Consider the following 15,956-nt stretch of genomic DNA (forward strand, 5'->3'; position numbering starts at 1 on the left):
CGAAAGACATGACTGTGGAAGAAGTCTTGCAAAAGCTTGAAGCGCTGGGGAGCGAGCAGACAAAAAAGACTTTTTTGCGCCATGGCGCCAGAGAGCCGTTCTTCGGCGTACGCATTGGCGATATGAAAAAGCTGGTGAAAGAGGTCAAGCGCGATCAAAAGCTGGTGCAGGCTCTGTACGAGACGGGCAATCATGATGCGATGTATTTGGCAGGGCTGGCCATCAATCCAAAAACGGTGACGAAGGAGCAACTGCAAGGCTGGGTCAGACAGGCGTACTGGTATATGCTCGCGGAGTATACGGTAGCGGGAGTGGCGGCAGAAAGCCCTTTCGCACTGGAATTGGCCCGCGAGTGGATAGAAGCGGAAGAAGAAATGATCGCCGCATGCGGCTGGAGCACGTACGCGAACTACTTGTCAATCGCTCCTGACGAGCAGTTGGACTTGCCGGAGATCAGGGCATTGCTTGCGCGAGTCCAACAGACCGTGCACGAGGAGCGAAACCGGGTGCGGTACACGATGAATCATTTTGTCATCGCGGCAGGCGCCTATGTTCCTGCTCTGCATGCCGAAGCGGTGGAAGTTGCCGAGGCTATCGGGAAAGTACACGTCGACGTCGGCAATACGGCGTGCAAGGTGCCGCTTGCGACTGCGTATATCGAAAAAATCGTAGCGCGCGGAGCCATCGGCAAGAAGCGCAAGACGTGCATCTGCTAATTCGCATCCCGTGATTGAGCGGGAGAATCCGCATACAAACAAGCGCACGCTGGGAGAAATCCCGGCGTTATTTATTTGGAATCTTTTTCATATTCGCTTTTCTTTGCTAAAGTATCGACTCTTTTCTGATGATGTGCTATCATGATACCTTGTTAACGTATTACCACTTTATCAGAGTAAAATATAGAGATAGTCGGACTAGGGGGAATCATCATGAAAAAATTTGCTTTGCTATCCTTGCTGGTAGGAGCCGTATTTTCATTGGTAGTCGGCTGCGGCAGTCAAAAAACAGGCGCTGACGCGAACAAGCTGATCATCGGGATTGACGACAAGTTCGCGCCAATGGGTTTTCGCGATGAAAAAAATGAGCTGGTCGGTTTCGATATCGATTACGCCCGGGCTGCTGGCGAAAAAATGGGCAAGCAGGTGGAGTTTCAGCCAATCGACTGGGGTTCCAAAGAATCCGAATTGAACAGCGGCCGCATCGATTTGATCTGGAACGGATATACCATTACGGATGAGCGAAAAGAAAAAGTGCTGTTCACCAAGCCGTATTTGCAGAACGCACAAGTCGTCGTAACGCTGGCGAACTCGGACATGAAAAAGCTGGCGGATCTGAACGGCAAAGTGGTAGGGCTGCAAAAGATGTCGTCGGCAGCTGACGCGCTGAATGCAAGCGAATGGAAAGATCAAATCAAAACGATCACCGAGTTTCCTGACAACGTGCTGGCTCTCAGTGACTTGAAAATCGGCCGCATCGATGCCGTCGTGATTGACCAGGTGGTAGCGGACTATTACATGACCAAGGATCAAGGAACCTTCAAGTTCCTGGAGGAATCGCTGTCTCCCGAAGAGTACGGCGTCGGAGTCAAAAAAGGCAACGAAGCACTGCTGAACGAGCTGCAAAAGGCGCTTGACGCCATGAATCAGGATGGATCTGCCGCGAAAATCTCGGAAAAATGGTTTGGTGAGAATCGCGTCTTGAAATAGGAAAGAAACGTGGCTTCGCCAGGCAGATGGGCGAAGCCACGCTTTTGTCGCGATGAACAAGAGCAAACGCCTACCTTTTTCAAAATAGGAGCATGCACTATGAGTCTAGAATATATCGTTTCGATTACAAAGCCGATGCTGGAAGGGGCGCAAATGACGATCCTGCTGTTTTTGATCGCGATTGTGCTGTCTATTCCGCTCGGTTTTCTCCTGACGTTGTTGGCCAAAAGCAACGTCAGACCGCTGGCTTGGCTGGCACACACGTACATTTACGTCATGCGCGGGACGCCTTTGCTGTTGCAGTTGTTGTTCATCTGCTTTGGGCTGCCGCTTTTGCCCGGGATTGGCGAATATTTGGTAATGGATCGCTTTGTCGCTGCCTGCTTGGGTTTTGTCCTGAATTACGCGGCTTACTTTGCGGAAATTTTCCGCGGTGGGCTGTTGTCCATCGATCGCGGACAGTATGAAGCGGCGCAAGTTCTCGGCTTCAGCAAATGGCAGACGACAGTCAAGATCATTTTGCCGCAAATGTTTCGCGTGGCGCTTCCGGCTGTCTCCAACGAGTCGATTACGCTGGTAAAAGATACGGCTCTGCTCTACGCTGTCGCTGTACCTGAGCTGCTGCATTTTGCCCAAACCGCCGTAAACAGGGATTTTACGATCGTTCCCTTTTTCATCGCAGGCATCATCTATTTGTTGATGACGCTCCTGTTGACGCTGTTTTTTAAATGGCTGGAGAGAAGATTCAAATTCGAATAAAGGACTGGCGTGAAATGGCAATCATTCAAGTAACCAATCTGAAAAAATCGTTTGGCGAGCTGGCCGTCTTGAAGGATGTCTCGTTTGAGATCAACAAGAATGATGTTGTCGCCGTGATCGGCCCGTCCGGTTCTGGAAAAAGCACGATGCTGCGCAGTCTGGTCTATCTGGAGCAAGTGAACGGCGGGAGCATCCGTGTGACGGACGACTTTTTGGTGCAGGACGGCGTCTATAGCCCCCAGCAGCAAATCAAGCGCATCACGGCGAAAATGGGGATGGTCTTCCAGCATTTCAATCTGTTTCCGCATCTGACTGTGCAAGAAAACTTGGAGATCGCCCCGAAGGTGGTCAAGGGAGAGGCAGACAGCGCCATTCGCGCACGCAGCGCGGAGCTGCTGGAGAAGGTCGGACTGGCGGACAAGGCGAAGGTGTACCCCGCCAAGCTGTCAGGCGGACAAAAGCAGCGTGTCGCCATCGCCAGGGCGCTGATGATGAATCCGGATATTTTGCTGTTCGACGAACCGACGTCAGCGCTCGATCCCGAGCTGACTGGCGAGGTACTTCAAGTCATCAAGCAGCTCGCTTCCGAGCATATGACGATGATGGTCGTCACGCACGAGATGGGGTTTGCCAGAGAAGTGGCGAATCGGATCATGTTTATGGACAACGGGGAAGTCGTAGAGTCGGGAACGCCGGAAGAGCTGTTCACGAATGCGCAATACGAGCGCACACGCGCCTTTTTGCAGCGTGCGCTAAAATAATAGCCTATGAAGATGATGACGCATAAAGCCCTCTGGAATGTCCGGAGGGCTTTTTACAGTCCAGTTATCGCGCTTCTACATAACCTGGTAGCGCAAATAACGATGACTGATGAAGGCATGAAAATGATCAGTGAACGAATCAGCACTACAATTCGCTTAGATGTAACCCTTTTTTGTAGCAGATATTTTATATGCAAAATTTTCCTTATATGATTTAATTATCCTTGTAAAGGAGGGTGTATTATGAATAAAAGGAAAAATACAACTGCGTTGATGATTGCATTATCTATATCGCTGTGTTCTGTTGTCTCTGCATCGGGTACGCTCACTGGAGCAAAAGCATTCTACTCTGGCGGGGGATTTAAGAATTTGTCAGTTACTCAAAATTTAAGATATATGATAGCCCCTAGCGCTAAAAGTTTGTTTTCAGAGGAGATCGATTGGGCGATTTCCGAATATTCCTCTATAGACAATGTTAATTTTGGCTTTGAAAAGGTGTCCTGGATCAGTGACCGTCCAGACTTGATGATTTTTAATTCAGATGACAATCCTCATCTAGGAGATTTGCCTGGGATTATGTTACCTTGCAACTACAATAGTAACGGTGCTTGCAAAGACACAAGCTATAACAGTCGGTGGGACGCATCGGTGGTGCTTTTATCTTATGATAATATGAAAGACCAAGATTTTAGCCCTACCAATCGAAAAAAGACAGTAATACATGAATTTGGGCACGTATATGCATTGGAGCATCAGCCTGCTAATACAGACTCAATAATGGTAGGCGGAAAAGGGACTCTTACTAGCCCTACAGATTTGGATGTCAGCAATCTACAATGGAAATATTAAGGGGTGTAAATCGAATATCATGAAAAAATGGATAATGACGGGATCGGTTGCTCTAGCCGCTGGGTTAGTACTATGGACATCGAATTTTTTAACTGTCGATGCGAGAAAAAGCGAAAAAATCATTTCTTATCATGGGCAAGTTATGCCGTTCAGTAATTTGAGTGAGCTGGAAGAAGATGCACCGATAATCGTTCACGCCACGTTTACTGGAGAGCGAGAAACGATACCTTCTAACTTAGTCGAAGGCAAAGTATTTCGTTCAGATTCCGTTGTAGAAATTAAAAAGGTATTCGAAGGAGATCTCCAGAAAAACGACAATATTATCGTATACGAACCTGCTATCGTGGATGAAAACGGCGCCTATTTTACTATTAATGGGTATAGTCTTATGGTCGAAAACGAAACATACACCTTGTTTTTAAAACCGGTAAAAAATAAAAAAGGCTATGCAATTGCTGGTTTGTATCAAGGTAAATATAATAACAGAATCCATGAGAATGGAAAAAACATACGAAAAAACTTTGAATATAATGATTTGAGCGAAGTTGATTATTTTGGAGATCAGATTGAACATTATAACCAGTTAAAAGAACAGGTAGTCAAAAAATACAAGTTAGTTGAGTAATAACATTAGATCCGATTGGAGAACATCCATTCGGATTTTTAATACATCGCGGAAATACGTAACAAATTGGTAATGGATGCGTCTTGGAATTTAGATCAAGGTAATGGAGGGCGTGCAATGAATCTTGCGTTAATCCCCCTGACGATAATGCTTTTGTTGAATGACACGACACATCTTCCCAGTAATCTCATGTCCACGCAAAAACCCATGATCAATAGCGATCAGCCGACTACGCAAAAATGCAAGATCATAGTCGATGAATATGATGCCCTTTTAATGTGGAACGACCTAAAGTATCTCCGCAATTACGAATCTGATACAAAAGGTTTGGAACGCGGCAAGAAAGTAGGCGAAGTTTCTTTCAAGGTAAACGGAAATGTTTGCTTGGGCTATCGCATAAAAAATGGGGACGCAACCTGGGCCGAAATTGGAACACCGATTTATCAAGTCAAAGGATACTCAGAAAAGTTCCGGCTGTTTGTGGGGAATGAACTCTATGAGGCAAAAGAAAATCCAGATGCGAAAAAAATAGGGGATCTTTTCGATATCTCAGGGAAAGTGAAGAAAGTCACCTTGGAATACATTGACAAAAACGATAAGGTGTATTCAGTTGATTTATCAGATGAGGATACTTCCCAATTTGCCGCCGAATTTTTATCACTGGATCATGTCCCATTCAAAAAAATTTACAAGCGTCTGCCACCCAAGCCCCAAGAATACACGGTAATCATCTATCTCCATGATGGCTCCAGTTTTCGCATTTTGTACTGGCCTAAAGAAAATGCGTTTACACGTGGTTACGGAAATGACAAGATTAAAAAAATCATTGTGGATTATGTCGATCAATTAGCGAAAAAAGCACAAAGTCATAAATGAACAGTCCAGATATTGCGCTCCGTTAAAGAACGGTGAGTTGCAAGCAGCACTCTGGACATCCTCTCTCTGCGTTGTTCTTTCGGAACTATCATCTGGTTGTAGAGCACAGAGAAATTTTGCAAATGAATCTGTAGGCTATGCAAACCGCTGTACAAAATAGTCTATAGATGACGCGCGCAAAGCCCTCTGGAATGTATCCGGAGGGCTTTTTACAGTCCAGTTATCGCGCTTCTACATAACCTGGTAGTGCAAATAACGATGACTGATGAAGGCATGAAAATGATCAGTGAACGAATCAGCATTCAGGAAGGCATTATAGGCATACGGGGAGACCTTGCAGTAGACAAATTCGCGGCCATCGTGAAACTGGATGTAGAGGTGATTGGCTTCCAGATCGTAGCGGGCTGCTTTGATCAAGTCAGAATCCAGCTGCTTGTACTTGGGCTCTTCTTCGGTCTTTGTTTGTCGGGAAAACATTTGGCGAAAAAATGATTTCACTGCGGTGCAAACTCCTTTTGCTTTTGCTTCTCTTGCTTCTCATATTGCATCTATGGCTTCTATTCCTTAGAGGCTTTTATTTTACTCAAAAACTTGTATTCGGCATATAGAAATAGCACACCGATAATAAAATGAGCCAAGAGAACCGTGTTAAGAGCGATGTTTGGAAGGGTAGCAAGCATGTTAATTCCTCCAGTTTGAGAGAATGAAGTCACAAAATGAACGTTGATCTGCAAGCAGTGCTCAGGACATCTTCCCTCCGCCCTGTTCTTTGGACCTATCATCTGGTTGTAGAGCAAGGAGGAATTTTCTGAATAAATCTGTCGACCTATGAAAAGTGTTGTCGAAAATAGTCTATATTACCTATTTTATTTTTGTCAATAATTACATAGAATCAAAAATATTTTGTTTGGATTTGCCTTTTTTAAGTACCTTGTATTGCGATGTATATTGTGCTACTCTCTATTCATGCTCGCGAAGGAGTTGTTACTGTGAACAAGGAGTTGTTAAAAGGGAGCATCGATCTGTTGCTGCTCTCGCTGATTGCCCAGAAGGATCAGTATGGCTACGAGTTGGCCAAAAAAATCCGGGAGAAAAGTGACGAGATGTACGAGATTGGCGAAGGGACGCTTTATCCGGCCTTGAAGCGGCTGGAGACGCAAAAAGCGGTGGAGTCGTACTGGGGAGAATCCAAGGAAGGCGGCCGCCGCAAGTATTACCGGATCACCCGGGAAGGGCAGAAGCTGCTTGCTGCCAAAATGAAAGATTGGCAGAGTCTGACGAGACTGGTTGCACTCTGCAACGAGGGAAGTGAGTAAAAACGTGAAACTGGAAGAATACGTCGACCAGGTCGTTCGGGATTTGCCGTGCTCGCGCAAAGAAAAGCAAGATATGAAAGACGAGCTGTTGGACCATCTGACGAGCATGCAGCAGGAGCTGATCGAAGAGGCGGGACATACGGAGCGGGACGCTGCTTCCTTGACGATCCAGCGCTTCGGGCCTGTGGACATCCTGAAAAGGCAGCTTGCGATGTCTATGCCGCTCATCGACAAGTACGTGAGGAAGTGGGTTCTTGGCTTGTTTGGACTGTATGTGGCGGTGAGCTGCTATTTGCTGCTGCTCTCCCCGGACAGATGGCACCGCAGGGCGTTTACACTGGACTGGAAAGCGCGGATGCTGCAATACGGTGCGGCTGAATATACGCATATTTTTCAGAACACGCTGCCAATGCGGACGCTTTTTGATTATGTGCTCCACTTTGAACATTACAGCGTGTATACGATCGCTTACAATCTGCTGGGGAACATCGCGCTGTTTGTGCCGCTCGGATTGCTGTTGCCGCTGTTGTTTTTATCGTTCCAAAGCATTCATCGCGTGTTTTTTACCGCTTTGTTTGCCAGCTTGGGCGTCGAGTTTTTGCAGTCTTTGTTTGCTTTGGGCAGCTTTGATGTGGACGATCTGCTGCTGAATGTGCTTGGCGGGCTGTGCGGCTACGGATTGTTTCGCGCAGGCGCGGCTTTTGTGTACAAACAACGGGGCAAAGCAGGGACGGACAAGCCGTTTTCCACATTTTCCTGATGAAAAAGCAGGTGCGTCAGCGCAGGAAATAGCAGGAGGAAAGGTCGTTCTTTTTCTCCACGCTTCCTGCGGTCATAAACATCGTAATACGATGTATGTAGTCATTCGATAATGGAGGGAACCATGAAAAGACATATTCCGCGACTAATCGTTCTCGCCTTGCTGCTGCAAATGGCAAGCGGGTGTGAGAGTACCGCGCAAGTTCAGCAAACGTCCGAGCAGACAGGCGCTGCAACAGCGGGGCAACCCGGAGGACAAAAACAGCTTGCCAAACAGCCGGAGCAAGCGCTGCCGTTTTCTTTTGAGGTGAAGCCGGAGACGTTTGAGCTTTTTGTCGAAAGCGGCGGTAGTCGGGAGCGGGCGTCAGAGCCTTTGCCAGCGCGCCGGGTCGAGAATTTGCACAAGAGTGAACAGGAAGTGAGCTGGAACTACCCGGACGACAAGCTGCAAGTCAAGATCGCGAAAGAGGCAGACCATCTGCAAATTTCCTTGACTTCGACGGGAGCGGAGAGCTTTTCCTGGCCGCAAGTAAAGGCTCAGAGCTATATGCTGCCGCTCGGGGAAGGCAAATGGATTCCGGCGGCAGACAAAGCCTGGCAGTCGTTTTTGCGGGAGGAGAGCCTGTCGTTTAGCGAGTCGTTTTCCATGCGCTTTTTCGCCTTGAACCAGGAAAAGTTCGCCATCTTTTACATGGTGGACAACATGTTCAACAACACGCTCGATTTTGCCGCCGACCCGGCTATCTCGATGCAGTTCACGCATGAGTTTCCTTCGATAAATCCTGACAAGTCGTACAGCTTCCGCCTGTACGTGACCGACAATGACCCGGTGCAGATTGCCGGACTGTACAAGCAAATCATCCAAAATCAGGGCGAGTTCACGACTCTCGCACAAAAGGCGGCCGCCAATCCGAACGTGGAAAAGCTGTACGGAGCACCGCATTTCTACATATGGAACAAAACGTTTTTGGCGGAGGACGACGTCAAGTGGGCGATGCTCGCTAAAAAGCTGGGCAAAGACTTCACGAACTGGCTCGTCAAGCTTCTGGTCGCCAACAAGGAGGACGGGCAGGAGAGCATTGCGCAACTGAAAGAGATCATGAAGCAAGATTACGTCGCTGCCTATCAAAGGAAGGCGATTTTGAACGGCTTCAACTACGCGCTGCGCTCCCGCGACTTTTACAATCCGCAGCTGTTTGCAGGTATCGCGGACAGCAAGGCAAAAGCGCTGATCGCAAAAGGCGTGGAGCAACTCGATGAAGTCGAGTTGTACGAACTGAACAAGCGATTGCTGAAAAGCGTCTTGCAGGATGCCGTTCCCGCTGTGGAGCAATGGGGGGATACCGATTCCCTCAAGCTGTTGCAAAAAATGCAACAGGCAGGCATTGCGCGCGCCTGGATCGGTCTGCCAGACTGGACGGCTGCCTACATGAAGCCTGCGTTCATCGGGCAAGCGAACGATGCCGGCTATTTGATCGCGACCTACGATTCCTACCATTCGATTCATAAAGAAGAGAATCCGGATTGGAACACAGCGATTTTCGCGGACAAAAGCTTGTATGAGAAGGCGACGATTGCGAAGAAAAACGGGGAGAAAAAAGGCGGGTTTTTGCAGCGGGGCAGATTGTTGAATCCGACTTTGTCGTTGCCCAGCGTGAAGCAGAGAATGAGTGAGATCATGGGGACTGGCGTGCGGTTTAACTCGTGGTTTATCGACGTGGACGCCGCCGGGGAGTTCCACGACGATTATTCCAAGGAGCATACGACTACACAGCAGCAGGATATGCAGGCGAAGCTTGCGCGGATGAACTACATCCGCGACGAATGGGACATGGTGATCGGATCGGAGACGGGCAATGACTTTGCCAGCGGCAGCATCGCTTACGCCCACGGGATTGAGACTCCGGTCATTCGCTGGTCAGACCCGGATATGCGCCAAAACAAGACCAGTCCGTACTATGTAGGCGGCTACTGGTCGCCAGCGGGCGAAATTCCCGAGCGCTATGCCAAACAGGTTCCGCTCAAGGACGAATACCGGCATGTCTACCTTGATCCTGCGTACTCGCTGCCTTTGTTCAAACTCGTGTACAACGAGTCGGTCATTACCAGCCATCATTGGGAATGGGGCAGCTTGAAAATCAAAGGCGAGGTCGGCACACGCATGCTTGGCGAGCTTTTGTACAACGTGCCGCCGCTCTACCATCTGGACAACCGCGTCTGGGAGTCCAACAAAGAGACGATCATGCGGCATTTGCAAGTCTGGACGCCGTTCCATCAAAAAGCCGTGCAACGCCCGATGACTGATTTTGCCGTATTGACCAAGGACAGGTTGGTGCAAAAGGCCGTCTACGGACAAGACTTGCAAGTCATCGTCAACTATTCCAGCAAGGATTTTACGTATGAGAACAAGCTGGTCAAGGCGAAATCTGCGCTGATCATCGATGGTTCCATTACCCGGACTTTTCAGGCGGGAGTGGAATAGGAAGACGAGATGAAAGCAGGCGAAAAGGCTGTCCGTCCGTGTACGGCGGCCTTTTTGGCGCTGGACGGCACAGGTTGTCGTCTGTCTTCAGGACAGCGGCCCGAATTTTTTCTTTTTCAAATCCGCCAGAAGACGGTCCGTGAAGCCTTTTGCCAGGCGGGAAAAATGCCATTCCGAGGATCGGACCCAGCTTAGGTGAACGGGTTGCTGCTCGGGAATGTCGAGATCGAGAGTGCGCATGTCCAGCGTTTGCAAATGCGGGTCGTGCATGAAGGAATAGTCCAGTCCGATCGTGACGGCGAGATTTTCCCGCACGGCATTGCGGATGGCATCCGTGTTGTTTGTCGTGAACAAAATATCGACAGGGCCGTATTTGGCGGCAAAGTCTGCGACAAACCATTTGACGTAGTCGTCGTTGTAGAGCACGAAAGCATGCCGCCGCAGCTCTTCGGGGCTGACAGACTCCTGGAAGGCGAGCGGCGAGCTTTTGCTGATGCCCACGACCATTTTGCCTTCCAGCACAGGCTCGAAGCTCAGCCTTTGCCCGGCGCTTTTTTTCAGCAAACCTTCGTACATAATAATCAGGCCGATATCGAGCTTGTCCTGCCCGATGTCCTCCAAAATTTCCTGCGAACCTTTTTCGGCGATCTCGATGCGGATTTGCGGGTAGTCCTTTTTAAAGCTGGACACGGCGTTCACCAACAAGTCCATCGGGCCGGGAATGGTCGCCAATCTCAGTTCGCCGCTGAGCGTATTGGCACTGCTTTGCGCTTCCTCCTGAATTTCCTCGATCTTGCTCAGCACCTCGAAAGCTTTTTTGATAATGACTCGACCTTCGGATGTAGGAACAGCTCCGAGACGGGAACGAGTGAACAGGGCGATGCCCAGCTCCGCTTCCAGACTGGAGAGGGATTGGCTGATGGCGGACAGCGTGACATGCTTGTTTTGCGCTGCTTTGGTCAAAGAGCCTGCCTTGGCGATTTCCACGATGTATTCAAGCTGTTCCAGATGCATGGGATTCCTCCATCCTTTAGCTATACTTAATCTGCACTAAGTATGTTTGCATATGATTGAATATAAAGCAGGTCTATAATAGAAGCAAGGCAAGCCAATATGGTGCTTTTCCTCGCTTCTGACGAGTCTGCCCACGTAACCGGGGCGGGATTCGTCAGCGATGGCGAAGGAACAGCGCGTTCATCTCCTGTGCGTTAGCATCCATTTGAAAACGGAGGGAAACAATCATGAAACTGGCAAATAAAGTGGCAATCGTGACAGGCGGAGCAAGCGGGATCGGGGAAACGACGGTGCGTCTGTTCGCGCAGGAAGGGGCAAAGGTCGTCATTGCCGACTTTTCCCCGCGTGGCGACGAGCTGGCGAAAGAGTTGAATGAAGCTGGCTTCGAAGCGTTGTTTGTGAAGACAGATGTGACGAAAGAAGCGGAAGTGAAGCACATGGTGGACGCTACCGTGGAGCGGTTCGGCCAGGTAGACATTTTGTTCGCCAACGCCGGGATCGCCAAGGACGCTCCTGCGCATCTGCTCAGCACCGACGATTGGCAAAGAACGATCGACATCAATCTGACGGGTGTGTTTCTGTGCGATAAATACGTCATCGAGCAAATGCTGGCGCAAGGAACGGGCGGAGCGATTGTCAACTGCGGCTCGATCCACAGCCATGCCGGAAAAGCGGGAGTTACTGCCTACTCTTCGGCAAAAGGCGGCGTGAAGCTGCTCAGCCAGACGTTGGGCATTACGTATGCGAAACAAGGCATCCGCGTGAATGCCGTGTGCCCAGGCTATATCGATACGCCGCTTATTGCCGGACGCAATGAAGCAATGAACGAGCATCTCGTTTCCTTGCATCCGATGGGACGGCTCGGCAAGCCGGAGGAAGTCGCGAAGGCAGTCTTGTTCCTCGCCAGTGACGATGCATCTTTTGTGACAGGGACAAGCCTTTTGGTAGACGGCGGATACACCGCGCAATAAAAGCAGAGCGAATAAAAGGGGAAAATTCGAGTCTTCCGTGTGGCAGTTGTCATGCGGGAGACTTTTTTTGTGGAACCTATCAACCATCGTCCAATCAGGCGAGTTTTGCCGAACATACTGTATAAGTAGTCCAAAAGCACAAGGGCAGGAGGGAGAGGAGTGCCGACATATGTGGGAAATGTACAGATTACCAACAATTCGGGTACTGTCAATTTTGGCGATACGGCGAACAACTCTCCTAAAAGCGTCAGCAAATCCTTTTCCGGTTCAGGCGGCGGAAACAGCGGGAATGTTGTGAATGTCATCAACAAGCAGAGCGAGACGAATACATGGGGCGTGGGGGAGAGTCGGGGGAGTTTGCGGCTCAAGAGACGGAATAGACGGACGAGACAGGCGGGACGGGTTAGACCGACAAGACGGGCCAGGCGGGCGAAACGGCGGAAACGGAGCTAACGTTTTTGCAAGTTGCCTGCGGCTTTAAACCGGACAAGCTGCAAAACGTCAGTCTGGTTACGGAAGTTTGCAAAACTGTCGCTTCTGACGCATGCGTGGATGTTGATCTTTAAGCAATACATGGTAAAATGAAGCAAACTTGTCGCCAACATATTCAGATCCTTTGAAAGAGGGTCATTTTTTTTGAGAATCTAGGAATTTGTCAGTGCGAAAGTTACTCCTTTTGTTTTTGCTTTGACGGCAAACAAAATTTGGTAAAATTATCGGCGTCGTGCACGGTGCATGAGCGCAAGCAGGTGATAGGATGAGAAGCAAATTGATGGAAGCCTTGACCCCACAAGAATGGGAAGAATTGCTACAGGAAAAGGACGGGGAATTGAAAGTGGTCTTGCGAGAGCTTGCTGACGTAAAGTATGCACTAGATCAGTCGACGATCCTGGCGATCACAGACCATCGCGGGATTATTCTCCGGGCAAACGAGCAATTTTGCCGGATATCCAAATACAGTCGCAGTGAGCTGATCGGGCAAGATCATCGCCTGCTCAACTCCGGGCACCATCCCAAGTCATTTTTCAAGCAAATGTGGAAGTGCATTGGCTCGGGGCAAGTGTGGCGGGGAGAAATATGCAATCGGGCGAAAGACGGCAGTCTGTATTGGGTTGATACTACCATTGTGCCTTTTGTGGATACAAAGGGGAAAATCTATCAATACGTTTCCATTCGCAACGACATCACGGCGCGCAAACATATGGAAGAGGAAGTCAGAAAAAGCGAGGAATTGTACCGACTCATCGCTGAAAATACATCCGACATCATCAGTATCGTCAATGCCGAAGGAGATTTTTTGTACTTGTCTCCGGCTCACAAGGCCGTTTTTGACCACGATGTTCCGGACGAGCGTTTTCACAATCTGTTCGAGTGGATTGTCGAGGATGACCGGGATATTATGGCTTTTGCGATTCAACATACGTATTCCACGCGAAAAGAGTACACGGTGGAATGCCGCATTCAGACGAGCAGAAAAGAAACGATCTGGACCGAAAGCAAGATCAATCCGATTGTGGACGAGCTGGGCAATGTGAGCAAGCTGCTGTTTGTCACTCGCGATATTACAGACCGCAAACAGTCGGAGGAACTGATTCATCATCTGGCCTATCACGATGCCTTGACCGATCTCCCGAACAGGCGCATGTACACCCAGCACCTGAGCAGGGAAATCATGCAAGCCAAACGTTTTCAGTCCAATCTGGCCGTCTTGTTCCTCGATCTGGACCGCTTCAAGGACGTCAACGATTCGTTCGGTCACGATGTAGGGGATTTGTTGCTGGTGGAAGCAGCCAATCGCCTGAAGGCGTGTCTGCGGCCCACCGATGTGGTCGCGAGGCTGGGCGGAGATGAATTTACCGTATTGCTCAGCCAATTGGCGGATCGCGAAGAAGCCGCCGCGCTGGCCAATCAGATCATGGAAGCTTTGCAACGACCGTTTATCCTTCAAGACCACTCGTTCAACGTGTCGTGCAGCATCGGCATTGCGCTGTACCCGCAGGATGGAGATAACGCCGACGATTTGCTCAAACGGGCGGACACCGCACTGTACACCGTCAAATCGCGCGGGAAAAACGGATACGACTTTTTCGATCCGACGATGGAAGCCAAGTCGCTGGAGCGCATCCTGATGGAAAACGAGCTGCGCAAAGCGATCGAGCAAGAGCAGTTCCAAATTTACTACCAACCGAAAATAGACATCGCGACAGATACGCTGACGGGGATGGAAGCGCTCGTGCGCTGGGTTCATCCGGAGCTTGGGGTCATACCGCCGAATCGGTTTATCCCGATTGCCGAAGAGACGGGGATGATTATTGCTCTCGGAGAATGGATTTTGCGGCAAGCATGTCGCCAAAACAAAATTTGGCACGATCAAGGCTACTTGCTGAAAGTGTCGGTGAATTTGTCGGCGAGGCAAATTTATCAAAAAGACCTTGTCGAGATGATCAAGCAGATTTTAGCGGAGACAGAGCTGGCTGCGGAGTGGCTGGAGCTGGAAATTACAGAAAGCATCTTTGTGAAGATGGAGGAAGCTACGGCCGTTTTGCAGCAAATTCGCGATATCGGCATCCACATTTCCATCGATGACTTCGGGACAGGCTACAGCTCGTTTAGCTATATTAAAAGCTTGCCGGTGGACACGATCAAAATTGATGCCTCGTTCATCCGCGATATTCACCATAACCAGGAAAGCCAAGCGATCGTAAAAGCCATCGTGACCATAGCGCAAAGCTTGAACATGAACGTAATTGCCGAAGGCATCGAACTGAACGACCAGGCGGCCGCCCTGCAGCAAAACGGCTGTGATCACGGCCAAGGCTACTTGTTCAGCCGACCGTTGGCAACCGATGATTTCGAGCGTTATTTGCGCAAAGATCAAGTGTCGTGATGGTAGTTTGAAGAATACGAGATGAAGCAAAAGCAAGGGAAGTCCGACGATTTAACGAATCGGGCTTCTCTTTTTTCTTTTTGCCAAAGGGCTGTTCAACCTGCTTCGGGAGTGCTTTATGCAAGAGAGTAATGGTGATAAGTAAAGTAAGAATGTTCATATTGAGTCTCGAAAATGGTAATATTTTACTTGTAAAAGAGGAAGAGTGTTTCTCGGGTTAGGTAAGTTTTTTCTAAAGACTTTTACTTTAAGAAATAGGAGAGATTGAATGAACAGAGTAAATATCGCTTCCAAAAGCTTGCTTGTTATTGCTTGCCTTGTTTTGGGTGTAACAGGTTGTGCTTCTAATAACACAATTGCCGATAATCAAGGCGTGGAAAAAAAGGAGTTTACTGCTAGTGCCAATGTCAACACGACTACACAAGAAAGCACGAAAGATATATTGACACAAGCAAACGCTGAGTTGCTTGTTTCTCTCCTGGAAGACTACGCTCCTTCTGAGTTGGATGACAGTGTATTAGCCTCAAAAGAACCAGTTTATATTTGGGACTGGTTTAGGAAACTGCAAGTCTGGACAGACGATTTGACTCGTCTAGCAAATGGAAAGCCGAAAGCAGAGGGCGCTGTAAAAGATGTTATTACTTCAAGACTAAATAAATATTTTACACCAGAAGCATCTGAAAAAATATTTGACTCCTTCTTTAGAGCGGCTACTGATGGTTCGTATGAGACCTTTGAAAGAGAGCGATTTGAAAAAGGCCTGGAAGCGATTGACGAAAATTTAAAAGTGGACATTCAGAAAACCGATCAGAGCGTAATCGTCAAGTTTACCGGAATCGAGTATGACTATTTTCAGGCAGATGTTAAACAAAAGTATGACGTGAATGTACAATTCAAATTAGTGCAAAATGGAAACAAGTATTTGATTGATGATATTAAACATGACTAGGC

16 protein-coding genes are annotated in these 15,956 nt (G+C 48.7%); 14 read left to right on the top strand and 2 right to left on the bottom strand.

The features are described 5' to 3' along the window. The first annotated feature begins 8 nt into the window (after nucleotides 1-8). The 7 genes from NST23_RS05525 to NST23_RS05555 all read left to right on the top strand — a co-directional run bounded on the left by NST23_RS05525 (nucleotide 9) and on the right by NST23_RS05555 (nucleotide 5,576). Nucleotides 9-716: a DNA alkylation repair protein gene (locus tag NST23_RS05525; RefSeq protein WP_122962694.1), complete on the top strand. Its 708-nt coding sequence runs from the start codon at nucleotides 9-11 to the stop codon at nucleotides 714-716. 213 nt (nucleotides 717-929) lie between these two features. Then, a complete protein-coding gene (locus tag NST23_RS05530; protein WP_122962695.1) occupies nucleotides 930-1,706 on the top strand; it encodes an amino acid ABC transporter substrate-binding protein in 777 nt (258 codons plus the stop codon). Between the two features lie 99 nt (nucleotides 1,707-1,805). Beyond that, nucleotides 1,806-2,465 (top strand): amino acid ABC transporter permease, encoded by a 660-nt coding sequence (locus NST23_RS05535; RefSeq protein ID WP_122962696.1) that lies wholly within the window; start codon nucleotides 1,806-1,808, stop codon nucleotides 2,463-2,465. A gap of 14 nt (nucleotides 2,466-2,479) precedes the next feature. Next, complete coding sequence (locus NST23_RS05540; protein ID WP_274874936.1) at nucleotides 2,480-3,226, top strand: amino acid ABC transporter ATP-binding protein; 747 nt, start codon at nucleotides 2,480-2,482, stop codon at nucleotides 3,224-3,226. Nucleotides 3,227-3,469: 243 nt separating this feature from the next. Then, nucleotides 3,470-4,075 carry a hypothetical protein gene (locus tag NST23_RS05545; protein ID WP_340963293.1) on the top strand — a complete coding sequence of 202 codons (606 nt, stop codon included), beginning with the start codon at nucleotides 3,470-3,472 and terminating at the stop codon, nucleotides 4,073-4,075. A 19-nt stretch (nucleotides 4,076-4,094) separates the two neighbouring features. After that, the gene (locus tag NST23_RS05550) at nucleotides 4,095-4,700 is read left to right on the top strand and encodes a hypothetical protein (protein WP_280649318.1); all 606 of its coding nucleotides are present in this window, start codon (nucleotides 4,095-4,097) and stop codon (nucleotides 4,698-4,700) included. Between the two features lie 117 nt (nucleotides 4,701-4,817). Beyond that, complete coding sequence (locus NST23_RS05555; RefSeq protein ID WP_122962700.1) at nucleotides 4,818-5,576, top strand: hypothetical protein; 759 nt, start codon at nucleotides 4,818-4,820, stop codon at nucleotides 5,574-5,576. A gap of 231 nt (nucleotides 5,577-5,807) precedes the next feature. On the opposite strand, the gene NST23_RS05560 is transcribed toward NST23_RS05555, so the two are convergent. Then, the gene (locus tag NST23_RS05560) at nucleotides 5,808-6,074 is read right to left on the bottom strand and encodes a KTSC domain-containing protein (protein WP_063229664.1); all 267 of its coding nucleotides are present in this window, start codon (nucleotides 6,072-6,074) and stop codon (nucleotides 5,808-5,810) included. A 491-nt stretch (nucleotides 6,075-6,565) separates the two neighbouring features. On the opposite strand from NST23_RS05560, the gene NST23_RS05565 reads away from it, so the two are divergent. The 3 genes from NST23_RS05565 to NST23_RS05575 all read left to right on the top strand — a co-directional run bounded on the left by NST23_RS05565 (nucleotide 6,566) and on the right by NST23_RS05575 (nucleotide 10,133). Continuing rightward, nucleotides 6,566-6,892: a PadR family transcriptional regulator gene (locus NST23_RS05565; protein ID WP_122962701.1), complete on the top strand. Its 327-nt coding sequence runs from the start codon at nucleotides 6,566-6,568 to the stop codon at nucleotides 6,890-6,892. A gap of 4 nt (nucleotides 6,893-6,896) precedes the next feature. Next, nucleotides 6,897-7,652 carry a VanZ family protein gene (locus NST23_RS05570; protein ID WP_122962702.1) on the top strand — a complete coding sequence of 252 codons (756 nt, stop codon included), beginning with the start codon at nucleotides 6,897-6,899 and terminating at the stop codon, nucleotides 7,650-7,652. A 123-nt stretch (nucleotides 7,653-7,775) separates the two neighbouring features. Further along, a complete protein-coding gene (locus tag NST23_RS05575) occupies nucleotides 7,776-10,133 on the top strand; it encodes a glycoside hydrolase (RefSeq protein ID WP_340963295.1) in 2,358 nt (785 codons plus the stop codon). 87 nt (nucleotides 10,134-10,220) lie between these two features. Here the strand turns inward: NST23_RS05575 and NST23_RS05580 are convergent, their stop codons facing one another. Then, complete coding sequence (locus NST23_RS05580) at nucleotides 10,221-11,147, bottom strand: LysR family transcriptional regulator (protein ID WP_122962704.1); 927 nt, start codon at nucleotides 11,145-11,147, stop codon at nucleotides 10,221-10,223. A 227-nt stretch (nucleotides 11,148-11,374) separates the two neighbouring features. Between NST23_RS05580 and NST23_RS05585 the strand changes: the two genes are divergently transcribed. The 4 genes from NST23_RS05585 (at nucleotide 11,375) to NST23_RS05600 (ending at nucleotide 15,954) form a co-directional block, all read left to right on the top strand. Further along, nucleotides 11,375-12,118, top strand: coding sequence for an SDR family NAD(P)-dependent oxidoreductase (locus tag NST23_RS05585; protein ID WP_122962705.1), 744 nt, complete (start codon nucleotides 11,375-11,377; stop codon nucleotides 12,116-12,118). 159 nt (nucleotides 12,119-12,277) lie between these two features. Continuing rightward, a complete protein-coding gene (locus tag NST23_RS05590) occupies nucleotides 12,278-12,571 on the top strand; it encodes a spore germination protein (RefSeq protein ID WP_173598122.1) in 294 nt (97 codons plus the stop codon). Between the two features lie 319 nt (nucleotides 12,572-12,890). Then, nucleotides 12,891-15,005 carry an EAL domain-containing protein gene (locus tag NST23_RS05595; RefSeq protein ID WP_371736969.1) on the top strand — a complete coding sequence of 705 codons (2,115 nt, stop codon included), beginning with the start codon at nucleotides 12,891-12,893 and terminating at the stop codon, nucleotides 15,003-15,005. Between the two features lie 268 nt (nucleotides 15,006-15,273). Then, nucleotides 15,274-15,954, top strand: a complete 681-nt coding sequence (locus NST23_RS05600; RefSeq protein ID WP_340963298.1) for a hypothetical protein — start codon at nucleotides 15,274-15,276, stop codon at nucleotides 15,952-15,954. Nucleotides 15,955-15,956 lie beyond the last annotated feature (2 nt).

This window comes from Brevibacillus sp. FSL K6-0770 (assembly GCF_038000275.1).
Taxonomy (GTDB): Bacteria; Bacillota; Bacilli; order Brevibacillales; family Brevibacillaceae; genus Brevibacillus; species Brevibacillus parabrevis.

Bases quoted from the DNA above. Each gene is read 5' to 3' on its own strand.
- NST23_RS05525 (WP_122962694.1), top strand. From the start codon at position 9: ATGACTGTGGAAGAAGTCTTGCAAAAGCTTGAAGCGCTGGGGAGCGAG.
- NST23_RS05530 (WP_122962695.1), top strand. From the start codon at position 930: ATGAAAAAATTTGCTTTGCTATCCTTGCTGGTAGGAGCCGTATTTTCA.
- NST23_RS05535 (WP_122962696.1), top strand. From the start codon at position 1,806: ATGAGTCTAGAATATATCGTTTCGATTACAAAGCCGATGCTGGAAGGG.
- NST23_RS05540 (WP_274874936.1), top strand. From the start codon at position 2,480: ATGGCAATCATTCAAGTAACCAATCTGAAAAAATCGTTTGGCGAGCTG.
- NST23_RS05545 (WP_340963293.1), top strand. From the start codon at position 3,470: ATGAATAAAAGGAAAAATACAACTGCGTTGATGATTGCATTATCTATA.
- NST23_RS05550 (WP_280649318.1), top strand. From the start codon at position 4,095: ATGAAAAAATGGATAATGACGGGATCGGTTGCTCTAGCCGCTGGGTTA.
- NST23_RS05555 (WP_122962700.1), top strand. From the start codon at position 4,818: ATGAATCTTGCGTTAATCCCCCTGACGATAATGCTTTTGTTGAATGAC.
- NST23_RS05575 (WP_340963295.1), top strand. From the start codon at position 7,776: ATGAAAAGACATATTCCGCGACTAATCGTTCTCGCCTTGCTGCTGCAA.
- NST23_RS05580 (WP_122962704.1), bottom strand. From the start codon at position 11,147: ATGCATCTGGAACAGCTTGAATACATCGTGGAAATCGCCAAGGCAGGC.
- NST23_RS05585 (WP_122962705.1), top strand. From the start codon at position 11,375: ATGAAACTGGCAAATAAAGTGGCAATCGTGACAGGCGGAGCAAGCGGG.
- NST23_RS05595 (WP_371736969.1), top strand. From the start codon at position 12,891: ATGGAAGCCTTGACCCCACAAGAATGGGAAGAATTGCTACAGGAAAAG.
- NST23_RS05600 (WP_340963298.1), top strand. From the start codon at position 15,274: ATGAACAGAGTAAATATCGCTTCCAAAAGCTTGCTTGTTATTGCTTGC.